This is a genomic window from Pseudomonas sp. B21-015 (genome assembly GCF_024749285.1).
GTDB lineage: Bacteria > Pseudomonadota > Gammaproteobacteria > Pseudomonadales > Pseudomonadaceae > Aquipseudomonas.
In genome coordinates, this window is sequence record NZ_CP087196.1 from 4,901,015 (window position 1) to 4,915,044 (window position 14,030).

The following is a 14,030-nucleotide window of genomic DNA, read 5'->3' on the forward strand; positions in this document are numbered from 1 at the left end:
ACAGATCATGAGCGACCTCAAGCGCGTAGAGCGTATCGAATCCACCCCGTTCCAGACTCATTCCGACCAGAACGTCCAGGGTTGGGAGCGCATCGGTTCTGTGGCCGGCGGTGTGGTGATGGTCGGCAAGGGCCTGCGTCGCGGTGGCGTGTTCGGGTTGATTCAAGTGGCGATCGGCGGCGTGGCCCTGGCCCGAGGTATCACCGGGCACAGTTCGGCGAAAAGTTTTCTGGAAAAAAGCCGTCAGGACATGAATAACGTTCGGGCGAGGATTGAGCGTGCCGGGGATGAGCTGAGCCGCATGAGAGCCAATGCCGAAGCGGCAACCCGCACGGCGACCGTGACGGGTAATGATTCGTTGGACTCGCCGAAGGCCGGGGTCTGATCCGAAGTTGCGGTGAAGCTCCGGGCCTCTTCGCGGGCAAGCCCGCTCCCACAGTGATTGGCGGTGATCACAATTGTTGTGTACAGCGCAAACCCTGTGGGAGCGGGCTTGCCCGCGATGGCGGCGCTACTGAAGCAACTCGGTATCAAGCACCCTGGAAGACTCGCCAATAACGCTTTGCGCGAGCTGAATGAATGCCTTCGTATCCACGCTCTCCAACTGCATCGCCCCGCGCAACACATCATCCAGCGAACGCTTGTTGCGGGTTTTCAGGCGAATCTCGCGATCCAGCTCCTGTAGCAACACCACCGCTTTGGCCACCTGCGCCGGGTTGATCTGCTCCCCGCGCAATGTGCTGACCTTCTGGCTTTCCTTGACCAACTTGCTCTGCAGGCTCTCATACCGCTCATCACTCATCCCGCCTGCGCGGCGCACCAGTTCGATGGCGTAATACTCGGCAAACCCTTCGCTGATCCAGTCGCTACGCTGGCTGTCATTGATCCGCCCGAACACCTGGGCCAATTCACGCACCAAGGCACTGGTACCGCTTTCGCTGACCAGCGGCAGGCGGCTATTGAGGTAGATCGATTCATGCGCGCCCAGGCTGCCACGCCACATCGGGTCGTTGGCGCCGACAATCAGCAGCTTGCTGGGGTGACGCGGAAAAACCGCCTGCACTTGCGGCCAGACAAAGGTCAGCAGTGTCAGCACGTCCATGCGATGCATGCCCTGGCCTTGGGGTGAAGCCACGGTGACTTCGGTTTCCCCCAACTGCGTGCGACGGCTGCCGAGGTGGCCAGCGAGCATCCAGCCAGTGGGACGGTCGAACAGGCGCGAGACGTTATCGATCCGGAACTTGTTTTTGCCGATCCTTGGCCAGGCGGTTTCGACGCTTTTCCAACCGGTGGGCAATTCGAATTCAAGGCGTGATACCAGCTCGATACCGTCCTGCTGATCGAGTCTGGCGGCGGGCACCAGGTCATCGCCACGCATCAGCGCCCACGTTGGCGTCATGCGCGTGTCGAAGCTGCCGTTTTTGCGCCCATGGCTGATGCGCACGCGGTAGGTCAGGCTGGCCTTGTCGGTGGCCGGGCGCCAGACACCACGGGCCTGCTTGCCCGATGTGAGCTGCCATTGGCCGTCGGCCTTGAAATCGCTGTAGTGACTGCCATCGCCCAAGTCGAAATCCAGACTGCGCACCGCCGAGCCCTGGGCCAGGGTCAGGCGCACTTCGGCCTGATCGCTTTGCGGCAACAGGCGCACGTGATAATCCAGATCGACTTTCTTGGCCGCCCACACAGGCAAACTCAGGGCCAGCAGCCCGACAGCCAACGCCCGCCGCACTCCCACAGCCATACACACTCCTATTGTGGCGAGCGAGCTTGCTCGCGCTGGGCTGCGTAGCAGCCCCAAATTCTTGTAATCACTGCCGATTATGTGAGTGCTACGCACTCAAGCGCGAGCAAGCGCCCTCGCCACACATTAACCCGCGCGGAAAATCAGATGGTCTTCCCAATCGTCTTCAGCCACGCTGCCTTCGGCGAGCATGCGCCCGGACTGGGAAATACGTTCGTGATGCACCGCATCACGATCACCGCACACCAGGTGATGCCAGAGCGGCAGGTCCTTGCCTTCACTGACCAGTCGATAACCGCAGGTCGGCGGCAGCCATTTGAACTCATCGGCCTTGCCCGGCGTGAGCTGGATGCAATCGGGCACAAAGTCGCGGCGGTTGGGGTAATCGGTGCACTGGCAGGTTTTGAGGTCCAGCAGTTTGCAGGCGATACGCGTGTAGTAGACGGCGTTGTCGTCTTCATCCTCGAGCTTTTGCAGGCAGCACAGGCCACAGCCGTCGCACAGCGATTCCCATTCCTCTTGATCGAGTTGATCGAGGGTTTTGCGTATCCAGAACGGTTCGACTTTGGCGGCCATGGCTCAAGCATCAACATCAGGTGGTGAAAAGGCCGCCAGTCTAGTGCCAAGGCACCGGCGGGCCAAGCATTGGCGACTGCCGGTACGCGGCACTTGTGAGTTTTTGCGCCGCCCGGTAGCTTTGCCAGTCGCAAGGAGCCCTACCCAAGTGCCATTAACGCTCAACCGCGTTGCATTCAGGTGAACGGCCCAGGCTCTCGGAAAACCCTATCGCTCAGCTCAACTGCGCCCACCGGTTTTTTCGACGCCCCTCACTTTCAACCGTAAAGGAATCTCTTGATGAGTGCTAACCCACGCGTTGCCGACTACGCCATTCACCCTCAGTTCACCGATCGCTGGTCGCCCCGCGCCTTCACTGGCGAAACCATTCCTGAAGAGACCCTGCTGAGCTTCTTCGAAGCCGCACGCTGGGCGCCATCGGCGTACAACTCGCAGCCTTGGCGGTTTCTCTATGCCCGTCGCGATACGCCGAACTGGGAGCGTTACCTGGGCCTGCTGAATGAGTTCAACCGCAGCTGGGCACAGCACGCCTCGGCGCTGGTGATCGTGATCTCGAAAACCACCTTCGTGGCACCCGGCGCCAGCGAAGAAACCCCGGCGCTGTGGCACACCTTCGACACCGGTTCGGCCTGGGGCCACCTGGCGCTGCAAGCGAGCATCAGCGGCTGGCACACCCACGGCATGGCCGGTTTCGATCAGGACCTGACCCGCAAGGAGCTGAACATTCCTGAAGGCTACGCACTGCATGTCGCCGTGGCGATCGGCAAGCTGGGCGACAAGGCGACGCTGGCCGAGTACCTGCAAGCGCGCGAAGAGCCAAGCCCACGTCTCCCGCTGAGCGAGTTGGCGGCTGAAGGCGATTTCACCCTCTAAGCCACAACATAAAGCCAATGTGGGAGCGAGCCTGCCCGCGATACCGGCCTGTCAGTCAATACTTATGGAGACTGATACACCGCTATCGCGAGCAGGCTCGCTCCCACATTTTGTTTGGGGGTGAGTTTAATATCCGCGTGCGAAATCCACTTCCCCACGCAATGCTTCGCCCGCCTGATACGCCCGCAAGTTCTCGATAAACAGCTTCGCCATCATCGGCGGCGAAGTCGGTGCCGAACTGTGACCGGTCAGCAGCAGCCCCCACGCAGTCCAGAATGGATGACGTTGCGGCAGCGGCTCCTGACGGCAGACGTCGATCACGGCCCCGGCCAGGTGCCCTTCTTTCAAGGCTTCCACCAGGTCTGCATCGACCACCGCCACGCCACGCCCGACATTAATGAACAACCCGGTCGCCTTGAACTGCTTGAACAGCGCGGCGTCGTACAGGTCATGCGTATTCGGGGTATTCGGCAGCAGATTGACGACGTAATCCACTTCACCGACCAGACGCGGCAAGTCGCTCAGTGCCCCCACTTCGACAAAAGGCGCCTGCTCCCGGGCAGTGCTGGCGATGCCATATAACTCGACGCCAAACGGCAGCAGAAACTGCGCCACCGCCTGACCGATGTCACCGGTGCCGACAATCAACACCTTGCGCCCTGCAAGGCTTTGACCCTGGCGATTGTCCCATTTGCGCTCGACCTGGCTGACCAGCCGCGCCAGCACTTCGCGCTCGTGGCCGAGCATGTAAGTCAGCACGTATTCAGCCATGACCTGACCGAAAATCCCTACCGCGCGAGTCAGTCGATAGTGCCGTGGCAGGCCGTCGGCCAGCAGCGGCGTGATACCGGCCCAGGTCGACTGCAGCCATGCAGGCGTGTGGCCCTGACGCAACAGCGTTGCCAGCAAGTCCGGCTGGCCGAGCCAGACCTGGCAATCGGCGGCCTGACGGGACAGTTCGGCGGAGTCACCGCTGGTCAGTACTTCCAGATCAGGCGCTGCCTGACGCAACAGTTGGGCATACACAGGGTGGTCGTGTTCAGCAATCAGAACGCGCATGGTTCAAACCTTTCAAAAACAGTGCAGACGACCACCGACGGAGTATCACTCCATCGTCGTGGCCATCGCCAAAATCATTCCAGTGTTTCTTTCATAAAGGCCCTGAATAGAGCCTGTCTGCGATCACATCGGGTCGTTGCGGCGCAGCAATTCTTCCGGCAAGTGTTCGATGTACTCGTCTTCGGCCGGCGGCATTTGCAGGTGGTAGCCCTGCTTGTCGAGGTTCTCCAGTACTACAGTAATGTCTTCGCGCGACAGCTTGCGCTCGGGGCTCAGCACCAGATCAAAAGCGTGGATGGCTTTGCCGAAAGCCGCCATCAGGGATTCAGGCACGCGCTCCAGTGCATCGCTCTTGAGCACATAGAGGTACATCTCGTTTTTCTTCGAGCTTCGATAAATGGAGCAAATACGTTTCAAGGCTGTTCTCCGGCGGTGGCCAGGCTGTCGAGCAGCGCCTGGCCCATCAATTCGCGGCGCCAGCCACGCAGCGAATCAGGCAATTGGTAAGGACCCTTGGGAAAGCCGCTCTTGAGCAGCGCTTCCAGGGTTTTCTTGCGCAGCATCAGCTCCGGCGCGATGTTCAGGCGCTCGGCTTCGGCCTGGCCGATGGCCCGCAGCTGTTTGACCAGCGCGGCGGCTTCCACCGGCAATGGCTCCGGCACTGCCGGCGGCCATTGATCAGGCGGCACACTGCCCGAGCGCTTGATCAGATCAAGCAGAAATTCGCCGTCCTGACGCACGGTACGCGGGTGCATGTCTTCGATTTTCGCCAACGCGCCAAGGTTGTCCGGTTGCGTGCGCGCCAGTGGCCACAGGGAATGTTCACGGACAATGCGGTTGCGCGGCAGATCACGGGCGCGGGCTTCGCGCTCACGCCAGGCGCAGAGTTCACGCAGCACGGCGAGTTGGGCGCGGGACAGTTTCCAGGCCAGTTTGGCATCGCGATAGACCTCATACGGGTCGACCTCGCGACGCAGATTGGCCACCAGCTCGGCACCGTCTTCCAGGACCCAGGCGTATTTTTCGTCAGAAAGCTTAGGACGCAGCTGTACGAAAACTTCCGCCAGGTGCAGGGCATCTTCGGCGGCGTAGCTGATTTGAGTGTCGGATAGAGGGCGTTGCAGCCAGTCGGAGCGGGTCTCGCCCTTGGGCAGGTCGATGCCGAGCACTTCCTGCACCAACCGCGAATAGCCCATGGAAAAACCCAGGTTCAGGTAAGCGCCGGCCAGTTGGGTGTCGAACAGCGGTGCCGGCAGGCTGCCGGTCAGGCGCAACAGGACTTCGAGGTCCTCGCTGCACGCATGCACGACCTTGACCACGGCCGGGTTTTCCAGCAACGCGGCCAGGGGCTGCCAGTTGTCGATGGTCAGAGGGTCAATCAGGTAAGCGCGTACGCCATCGCCGATCTGCAGCAGGCCTGCGATCGGATAAAAGGTGTCGACCCGCATGAATTCGGTGTCGAGGGCAACGAATGGCAGCTGCTGCCACTCGGCGCAAAATTGACCGAGGCTATCGTTGTCGCGAATCCAGTGAATATCGATGGCCACACGGCTCTCCCTTGAAGAATGGCGCGCAGTATATATCGCCCCCGGCGATTTCCGCGCATTCACTGAACAAGAGCTTTAGCGAAAATACCTGCCGGACAGCAAGAATTGTCTGATAGATGGTGACTAGGGGGCGCTCTCAATTAGTTTCCCCTCGGTGTGGAAACTAATTGAGAAAGCCCCCTAGCTGCCCTTACGCAACACGTAGACCCGCATCCTCGTGCAACCCGGCAGGAAGTCGTGATGACTGAGCAAGCGGAAACCCGCCTGCCTGAACTCGGCCTCAAGCGCGGCTTTGCTGGCTTGCGGCTGGATTTGTGCGCCTTCTGCGCCCAATCGCCGGAGCTTGAAATGCGCTTCAACCCGTACCGCCACAATCACCGTATCGCGGCTGACCCGGTGGAACTCGCCCAGCATGGCCAACCGATGCTCGGGACTGGTGATGTGCTGGAACAGTTGCAGGCAAAGAATGCAGTCAACCGCATTCGCCGACAAGCCGATGGTGAAGGCTGAACTCTGAAAGGTCTTGACCCGATCCAGCAGGTTCTGTGGATGGTGGGTGCGGGCGTGATCGAGCATGTCCTGAGACGGATCGGTCGCGAGGATCACCCGGTTCGCATGCTCGGCCAGTACCGGCCAGAAACGCCCGGCACCGCAGGCCACATCAAGAATCAATCCCGGTTCGCCCGCGACCTGAAGCGCGTTACGCACCAGTTGCTCATCGCGCCAGAACGTCAAACGCCCCGCCAGGCCACGCGGTCGCGGCTGCGAGCAGACGCGGGCGTGTGCCTGATCGTAGCGCCGGGCGAACTCAAGTTCGATGGCGGAAGGGGGTTGCGCGGACATGTGCAATGGCTCTGTTTGGACGTTCCAGGCGCCGCAGGTTAGCGGTCGCCACGTGAAAAAAAGGTCGAGCACTCATTTCTTGGCCAGCACACCGTCGATCACTGCACCGCGGCATTCGGAGAACATGTCCAGCCCCGGGCTGTAGACCTTGCTGTTGACCTCTAGCAGACCGAGCATCGAATGGAACAGGTTGTCCTGGCTCAAGGGCTTCTCGCGACTCAGTTGCAGGCAATGGGTGTCCACCGAGAACGACTTTTGATAGCTGTCGGAGAACCACGCCAGCATCGCGACGTGCTTCTGCTGTTCCGGCGCCAGCATGTAAGGCGTGCCATGCAGGAACAGGTTGTATTCGCCCAGCGATTCGCCGTGGTCCGACAGATAAAGCATCGCGGTATCGACTTTGTCCTGATTGCTACGCAACAGGTCGATCAGGCTCGACAGCACGTGGTCGGTATACACCAGCGTATTGTCGTAGCCATTGACGATGCTTTCACGGCTGCAATTGTTCAGCGCATTGCTTTCACACACCGGCGTGAAGTGTTCGTACTCTTTCGGGTAGCGCTTGAAGTATTCCGGACCGTGACTGCCCATTTGGTGCAGCACCAGCACCGTGTCTTTATCCAGCGTGTCGATGAAGTGCTGCAAACCTTGCAGGAGAATTTCATCGCGGCACTCGCTGTTGGCGCACAGCACCGGATCTTTCAGGTTACTCACGTCATCGACAGTGACCCGATCGCAGGTGCCTTTGCAGCCCGACTGGTTATCGCGCCAGATCACCTCGAGACCGGCGTGTTTGAGCACGTCCAGCAAACCTTCCTGGTTCTTCGCCTTGCTGGCGTTGTAATCCTTGCGGCCCATGTTGGAGAACATGCAGGGCACCGACACAGCCGTTTCCGTGCCGCAGGAGTGCACATCGGTGAAAGCAATAAGGCCGGCTTCCTTATTCAGTTCCGGTGTGGTGTCGCGGTTATAACCCAGGATGCCGAAGTTCTCGGCCCGGGCGCTTTCGCCCACCACCAGTACCGTCAGGGATTTACGGCCGTGGGTCTGCCAGACAGGATTTTTCCGGGCATCTTCACCCAGCTTGGCGAAGGGTTGTTGCGCAGACACCACTTGCTCACGCAAATAACCGACCGAGGCACCGATGTAGTTGCTCGGCACCACCATCAGGCGCAATTCATGGTGATTGCGAAACAACGACGACAGGCCTTGATAATTGACCAATGCGACACCGCCAATCACCGCAGCCGAGGCGACACTTACCAGCACTTTACTTAATAACTCACGGTGCCAGCGACGGTAATTAACCGGGATTTTCCACAACAACCACGACGGCAAGACGCCGAGCAGCACGATATAAACAAACAGTTTGAGCGAGAGTAAGTCGCGTACTTCCGTGGCATTGGTTTCTGCGAAGTTACGCAACATGCCGGCGTCAATCAGCACACCGTATTGACTCATGAAGTACGCCACACCGGCACTGATCAGAAAGATCAGCGTCAACAGGGGTTTCATCACGGGCCGGAATGCCAGCAACGTCAGCACAATGTTGAAGGCCGCCAGGATCATCACCCCGAACGCGACACGCATGACGATGCCTTTACCGTCTGCGGCGGTGATATCGAAGAGGTGTTGCCAGAGAACTAAATTGAACCCTGCCAATAGAAAGGCACTGGAAACCAACGTCACCCACTCGGGGCGCACGGCTTTGAACTTCAACATGTGATCGGCTGTTCCTGAAAAGAAGTGCCCGCGGCAAATGTGAAAATTTCATTGACCGAGGCGACACAAATCTTAAGCAGTCAACCATCAATTTTTCGTGAAAAAGAAGCCAACGAATAGTTGGCTCATGGCATTTGGCCAAAACTTTCAACACTGGAGACCCGTTTCAAGCCTGGTGCAGATACCAGCGCCAGTCCTGCTCACCGACTTCGCCCATGAACCGCCGGTATTCGGCACGTTTCACTGCCAGGTACACACCAAGAAACTCACAGCCGAATGCCTCCCGTGCCCAATTCGAACGTTCCAGCGCTCGCAAGGTGGTCAGCCAGTCGGTCGGTAACAGTTGCGTGGCCTGGGCGTAACCGTTGCCTTCTACCGGTACTCCAGGGTCAAGCTGCTCGCGGATGCCGCGATGAATACCGGCCAGGATCGCCGCAGCCGCCAGATACGGATTGGCGTCGGCACCACAGATGCGATGCTCGATATGCCGGGAGAATGCCGGCCCGCCGGGCACTCGCAAACTCACGGTGCGGTTGTCCACGCCCCAGGTGGCCGCCAGTGGTGCGTAGCTATGGGTCTGGAAACGACGGTAAGAGTTGGCGTTTGGACAGAACAGCAGCAACGAATCGAGCAATGTGGCGAGCATCCCGCCGACCGCTTGTTTGAGCAGCGGCGTGCCCTCCGGGGCGTCGCTGGCGAACAGGTTGTTGCCGTCCTTGTCCGCCAGGCTGACGTGCATGTGCATGCCGGTGCCGGCCAGGTCATCGAAAGGCTTGGCCATGAAACAAGCCGTCATCCCGTGCTTGTGGGCCACGCCCTTGACCAGCCGCTTGTAACGCACTGCCTCGTCCATCGCCTGCAAAGCGTCGGTGCGGTGTTCGAGAGTGATTTCCACCTGCCCCGGTGCGTATTCGGAAATCGCCGTGCGCGCCGGAATGCCCTGGAGCTTGCAGGCGCTGTAGAGGTCGGCCAGAAACGGTTCGATCTGTTCCAGTTCACGCAAGCCGTAGACCTGAGTCCCACGGGGCCGCCCGCCATCGACATCCCGCGCCGGCTGCGGCCGACCGTTGCTGTCGCGCTGCTGATCCAGCAGATAGAACTCCAGCTCCGCCGCCATCACCGGGTAATAACCGTCAGTCTGCAAGCCTTCGATGACCTTGGCCAACAGATGCCGTGGGTCGGCGATGGTCGCGGGCATGCCCTCTTTTGGATGCATGCTGACCTGCACCGCCGCCGTGGGAATCAATCGCCACGGCATACGCTGCAAACTGCCGCTGAGCGGATAAGCGCGACAATCGATATCACCCACGTCCCAGACCAGCCCGGAGTTTTCCACGTCATCGCCATTGATAGTCAGGCCCAGGATGGTACTCGGCAGTGGTCGCCCGCTTTCGTAAACCGCCAGCAGTTCATCGCGATGCAGTAATTTGCCCCGTGGCACACCATTGTTGTCGAGGATGAACAACTCGAACATCTCGATATCCGGGTTCTGTTCAAGAAACGTCAGGGCTTGTTCTTTCGTGGCGAAGGATGTCATGGCACAGTTCATGGGAATTCTCGTTTATCCGCGTCAGGCAAACGCACAGGCGCCGCCGGTTCGATCCCGGCGCACAGCGCGGGACCTGTCAGAACAATCAACGGGACATGCAAGAATCCGGCGGGCGCGCGTGGCGGCAGTGCCACAGCGCCCAGAAGGCCAGTTCACAGGGAAGTGCAGCAGGCCAACCATCCATAGAGAAAACCGCTGGAAACAGATGAGCAGCAGCGTCACACGGGTGCTCAAGTCGTTAAATCGGGATTTGAAGAACCTTGGGTTCGGATTGGCTAAACATTCACCAAGCTCTACCAAACACTACATCCCCCTGTGGAAGCGAGCCTGCTCGCGATGAAGCCATCACATTCAACATATCTGTTGGCTGTCACACCGCTATCGCGAGCAGGCTCGCTCCCACAGGAATTTTGGGGTGCAGTACGGTTATTTAATTTCTAAATACTGCTCCAGACTTTCTGATTTGCCGCCTCCAGGGCTCGCGTGCCTAATCGGCTCCTTGTTCCTGAAGGTCCGATTATGGAAAACGTTCGCGCAACCTCCCGTCCTGCCCTCTGGCTGATGTTCAGCATCATTCTCGTCGCCCTGAACCTGCGTCCGTCCATGGCCGCTGTCGGTCCTTTGCTGTCAGCCATTCGCGGTGACATCCCGTTGAGTTTCAGCCTGGCGTCGCTGCTGACGATGCTGCCGGTCATGGCCATGGGACTGGCGATGTTCTTCGGCATCGGTGTCAGTCAGCGCCTGGGCGAACAGCGCACTGTGGTGCTGTCGCTGCTGATCATCGGCCTGGCCACGGTGTCGCGGTTGTTCCTCGATTCAGCGGCGGAACTGATCCTCAGCGCCGTATTGGCCGGCGTAGGCATTGCGCTGATTCAGGCGTTGATGCCCGCCCTGATCAAGTCCCGTTTCAGCGACAACGTTGCCGTGTGCATGGGCCTCTACGTGACCTCGATCATGGGCGGCGCGGCAATCGCGGCGTCGTTTTCGCCGCTGGTGATGACCCACACCGGCAGTTGGCGAGTGGGGCTGGCGATCTGGGCGGCGCTGGCGCTGGTGGCGTTGCTGTTCTGGTGTGTTCAACGCTCGGGAATGCCGACACCGAGTGCTGAATCATCAAGCAAAGAATCCTTTTTCACCCATTCCCGGGCCTGGTTACTCGCGATCTTCTTCGGCCTGGGCACGGCGTCCTACACCTGTGTGCTGGCCTGGTTGGCGCCGTATTACGTGGAAAAAGGCTGGAGCGAACAACAGGCCGGTTTGTTGCTGGGCTTTTTGACCGCCATGGAAGTGTTGTCGGGGCTGCTGACACCCGCCATCGCCAATCGCAGCCGTGACCGGCGCCTGGTGCTGGTGGTGTTGCTGGCACTGATCATGGCCGGTTTTTGCGGGCTGATTCTGAGCCCGCAGCACCTGAGCCTGCTGTGGCCGTGCCTGCTGGGACTGGGCATCGGCGGCCTGTTCCCGATGAGCCTGATCGTGTCGCTGGATCATCTGGATAATCCTCAGCGCGCGGGCGGGTTAACCGCCTTCGTGCAAGGCATCGGCTACCTGATCGCCGGCCTCTCGCCACTGATGGCCGGGATGATTCGCGATCATCTGGGCAGTTTCGAATGGGCCTGGTGGTCACTGACCGGCGTCATGGCACTGATGATCCTGATGGCTTTACGTTTCGATCCACGGCATTACGCCAAGCACATTCACTGACCCGGAACCTCATCATGAAACGCACGGGTTTTGCTGCCGCTCACGTCGGCATGTTGCTCTGGGCGCTGTTGATTGCCGTCTCGTTTTCCGCGGCAGCCCAGGTGAGTCAGGCCATCGACCCGATTCTGCTCACCGGGTTGCGCCTGCTGTTTTGCGCCCTGGTGTTTTTGCCCCTGCTGCTGTTCAAGGGCGATACCGTCATGACCGTCCGTGGCCTGTTCGGTCATGCCGCGCTCGGCATGCTGCTGGCGCTGTATTTCGGCTCGTTGTTCGAAGCGCTGCGCTACACCTCGTCGGTCAACACCGGGACGATGTTCACCCTGGTGCCGTTGCTGACGCTGCTGTTCGAAGCCCTCCTGACACCCGACAGCCGCCTGAAACAACGCGTGTTGCCCATGCTGATTGCTGCGGCCGGCGCCATACTGCTGGTGTTGAAAGGTGCAGGCCCCGGCGAACTGCCATCGCTGTATGCGGTGTCGGTGTATGGGGTCGGCTGCCTGGCCATGGCGCTCTACTCGCCCCTGAGTCAACGGCTCAAGGCCAACAGCCTCAAAGGTCGCGGCCCGGTGGGCATGACCTTCTGGAACATGCTGTTCGGCGCAGTGTTTCTATTGGCGTTCTGTGGGTTCAGCGGCGGCTGGCGATCGGCGTCGTTGCTGACCGCGAGCGATCTTGGGTGGTTGATCTACCTGGCATTGTTCGCCACGCTGGCGACCTTCTGGCTACTGCATCGAGCCATTGGCGTCATCGCCCCTTCCTCGGTCATTTCCTACATCTACCTGAGCACCCTGTTCATCACGCTTTTCCACTGGTTCTGGCTACGCCAGTCGCCACGAGCCCTGGAAATCATCGGTGCATTACTGGTGGGCATCGGCATGTTGGCGCTGTTAATATCCAGCCACTTTGCGATATCTGTGCAGCCCTCAGCGGCAAAGGCTTCTGGCCAGGTTTCAGGGGATTGAACTCACAGGTCGTGTTCATAACACTTTCTGTCCCACAACTGACCATGAAACGTCCTACAAGGCATTCACTTGGCACCATCGTTCCGCTAGGATCGTTCGCACCCGTTTGCGCACAGTCAGCGCAAGGAGCACAGCGAGACAGAACGGATGCTGAACAGTAACTTGCTTAGAAAGCTCGACATGCAGGACCTCATGGTGTTTGTGGCCGTGTATGAGCAAAGCAGCGTCACCGGTGTGTCGGAGGCGCTCTGCGTCAGCCAGTCCACCGTGAGTTACTGCCTGAAGAAACTGCGCACCAGTTTCGAAGACGAGCTATTCATCAATACCCGCACGGGTATGCGCCCCACCTACAAAGCCAGCACCATGTATACCCATGTGCTGAAGATTCTCGAAAGCATCAACCTGTGCCACGCCGGGACACCGACGTTCGATCCAACCTTGCAACCGGTCACCTTCAATATCTGCGCGCCGGAATACTTCGAGCAGTTGATCCTGCCGCGTCTGTTGAAGAACTTAGATTTCGCTGACCTGCCGGTGATGGTCAACATGCACAAGTTCGAAACCGACATCCCGGCCGAAGAACTGCGCGACGGCAGTCTCGACCTGGTGATCTGTTTCGGCCCGAACTTTCATCGCAGCCACACCGATTTCAACTCCAGGAAGCTGCTGGAAGACGATCTGGTCTGCGTCTTCGACAAACGCGCCACGCCGCTGGAACCGCGCTTGAGCCTGCAAGCGTTCATTGAACGCCGGCATGTGTTCCCGACGCCCTGGACGTCTACCACCAACATGGTTGACGGTTGGCTGGCTCAACAGGCCCACAAACGGCAGATTGTCGCGCGTTCCAACAGCTACAGCGCGGCGCTGAAGATGATCACCGGCACCGACTTCATCCTGACCCTGCCCCGACGCATCCAGCAATTGCTGGCCAACGAGGCGATCTTCATTCACTGCGAAGCGCCCAACGGCTTGCCGGGCTTCACCCTGGACATGCAATGGAGTCAAAGCGTCGACCAGGACAGCGCCAACACCTGGCTGCGCGAGCAAGTGATCAAGGCCTGCTCCGAGCAGGAAATGACCTGAAACTCAGTGGCCGATGGCAGTCTTGGTGTAGGACTCTCGATCGATGTCGAGGATTTCCACACATAGCTGGACCTCAACGCCGACCGGCCATTCACACACATCCTGCACCACCGCCAGCAGGCTTTCAGACAACTGCTTCTTGATCTGCGGCGAGCGACCGCTCAACAGCGCCAGCTTTACATGCACGAACGCCCGCTCACCCGGTGCAGTACCCACCCTGAAAGTCTCGACCTTCACCGCACGGGCCTTGATGTCGAACTCAGCGCTAAACTGCCCGGAAGCGACCAGCGCATTATTGAGTCGCATCAACGCCACATCGGCATTCAGTTCGGACAGGTTAGCGGTGTATTCCATGTGCAGGTGGGGCATAA

14 protein-coding genes are annotated in these 14,030 nt (G+C 59.5%); 5 read left to right on the forward strand and 9 right to left on the reverse strand.

What is annotated here, in order from left to right:
• Window positions 1–7: 7 nt before the first annotated feature.
• On the forward strand, window positions 8–385 hold the full coding sequence (locus tag LOY38_RS22355) for a DUF2892 domain-containing protein (RefSeq protein ID WP_258697091.1): 378 nt from the start codon (window positions 8–10) through the stop codon (window positions 383–385).
• 126 nt (window positions 386–511) lie between these two features.
• On the opposite strand, the gene LOY38_RS22360 is transcribed toward LOY38_RS22355, so the two are convergent.
• Together LOY38_RS22360 and LOY38_RS22365 are read right to left on the reverse strand one after the other, a co-directional pair.
• Window positions 512–1,741, reverse strand: a complete 1,230-nt coding sequence (locus tag LOY38_RS22360; protein WP_258697092.1) for a hypothetical protein — start codon at window positions 1,739–1,741, stop codon at window positions 512–514.
• A gap of 126 nt (window positions 1,742–1,867) precedes the next feature.
• The gene (locus LOY38_RS22365) at window positions 1,868–2,317 is read right to left on the reverse strand and encodes a YcgN family cysteine cluster protein (RefSeq protein WP_007942199.1); all 450 of its coding nucleotides are present in this window, start codon (window positions 2,315–2,317) and stop codon (window positions 1,868–1,870) included.
• Between the two features lie 279 nt (window positions 2,318–2,596).
• Between LOY38_RS22365 and LOY38_RS22370 the strand changes: the two genes are divergently transcribed.
• Window positions 2,597–3,190: a nitroreductase family protein gene (locus LOY38_RS22370; RefSeq protein ID WP_258697093.1), complete on the forward strand. Its 594-nt coding sequence runs from the start codon at window positions 2,597–2,599 to the stop codon at window positions 3,188–3,190.
• 126 nt (window positions 3,191–3,316) lie between these two features.
• Here the strand turns inward: LOY38_RS22370 and LOY38_RS22375 are convergent, their stop codons facing one another.
• The 6 genes from LOY38_RS22375 to LOY38_RS22400 all read right to left on the reverse strand — a co-directional run bounded on the left by LOY38_RS22375 (window position 3,317) and on the right by LOY38_RS22400 (window position 9,835).
• The gene (locus LOY38_RS22375) at window positions 3,317–4,249 is read right to left on the reverse strand and encodes a D-2-hydroxyacid dehydrogenase (RefSeq protein ID WP_258697094.1); all 933 of its coding nucleotides are present in this window, start codon (window positions 4,247–4,249) and stop codon (window positions 3,317–3,319) included.
• Window positions 4,250–4,372: 123 nt separating this feature from the next.
• The gene (locus tag LOY38_RS22380) at window positions 4,373–4,666 is read right to left on the reverse strand and encodes a YcgL domain-containing protein (RefSeq protein WP_253419765.1); all 294 of its coding nucleotides are present in this window, start codon (window positions 4,664–4,666) and stop codon (window positions 4,373–4,375) included.
• Window positions 4,663–5,796 carry a ribonuclease D gene (gene rnd, locus LOY38_RS22385; RefSeq protein WP_258697095.1) on the reverse strand — a complete coding sequence of 378 codons (1,134 nt, stop codon included), beginning with the start codon at window positions 5,794–5,796 and terminating at the stop codon, window positions 4,663–4,665. The genes LOY38_RS22380 and rnd overlap by 4 nt, the downstream gene beginning before the upstream one ends.
• Window positions 5,797–5,976: 180 nt before the next feature.
• Window positions 5,977–6,639, reverse strand: coding sequence for a class I SAM-dependent methyltransferase (locus LOY38_RS22390; protein ID WP_258697096.1), 663 nt, complete (start codon window positions 6,637–6,639; stop codon window positions 5,977–5,979).
• A 72-nt stretch (window positions 6,640–6,711) separates the two neighbouring features.
• Entirely contained in the window at window positions 6,712–8,361 is a 1,650-nt protein-coding gene (locus LOY38_RS22395) for a phosphoethanolamine transferase (RefSeq protein ID WP_258697097.1), read from the reverse strand.
• Window positions 8,362–8,527: 166 nt separating this feature from the next.
• Complete coding sequence (locus tag LOY38_RS22400; protein WP_408980638.1) at window positions 8,528–9,835, reverse strand: glutamine synthetase family protein; 1,308 nt, start codon at window positions 9,833–9,835, stop codon at window positions 8,528–8,530.
• Window positions 9,836–10,429: 594 nt separating this feature from the next.
• Here LOY38_RS22400 and LOY38_RS22405 point away from each other — a divergent pair.
• From LOY38_RS22405 to LOY38_RS22415, 3 genes are all read left to right on the forward strand, one after another.
• Complete coding sequence (locus tag LOY38_RS22405) at window positions 10,430–11,614, forward strand: cyanate transporter (protein ID WP_258697099.1); 1,185 nt, start codon at window positions 10,430–10,432, stop codon at window positions 11,612–11,614.
• 14 nt (window positions 11,615–11,628) lie between these two features.
• Window positions 11,629–12,576, forward strand: a complete 948-nt coding sequence (locus LOY38_RS22410) for a DMT family transporter (protein ID WP_258697100.1) — start codon at window positions 11,629–11,631, stop codon at window positions 12,574–12,576.
• Between the two features lie 147 nt (window positions 12,577–12,723).
• A complete protein-coding gene (locus LOY38_RS22415) occupies window positions 12,724–13,659 on the forward strand; it encodes a LysR family transcriptional regulator (protein ID WP_258697101.1) in 936 nt (311 codons plus the stop codon).
• Window positions 13,660–13,662: 3 nt separating this feature from the next.
• On the opposite strand, the gene LOY38_RS22420 is transcribed toward LOY38_RS22415, so the two are convergent.
• The gene (locus LOY38_RS22420) at window positions 13,663–14,028 is read right to left on the reverse strand and encodes a 5-carboxymethyl-2-hydroxymuconate Delta-isomerase (protein WP_258697102.1); all 366 of its coding nucleotides are present in this window, start codon (window positions 14,026–14,028) and stop codon (window positions 13,663–13,665) included.
• Window positions 14,029–14,030: the final 2 nt, after the last annotated feature.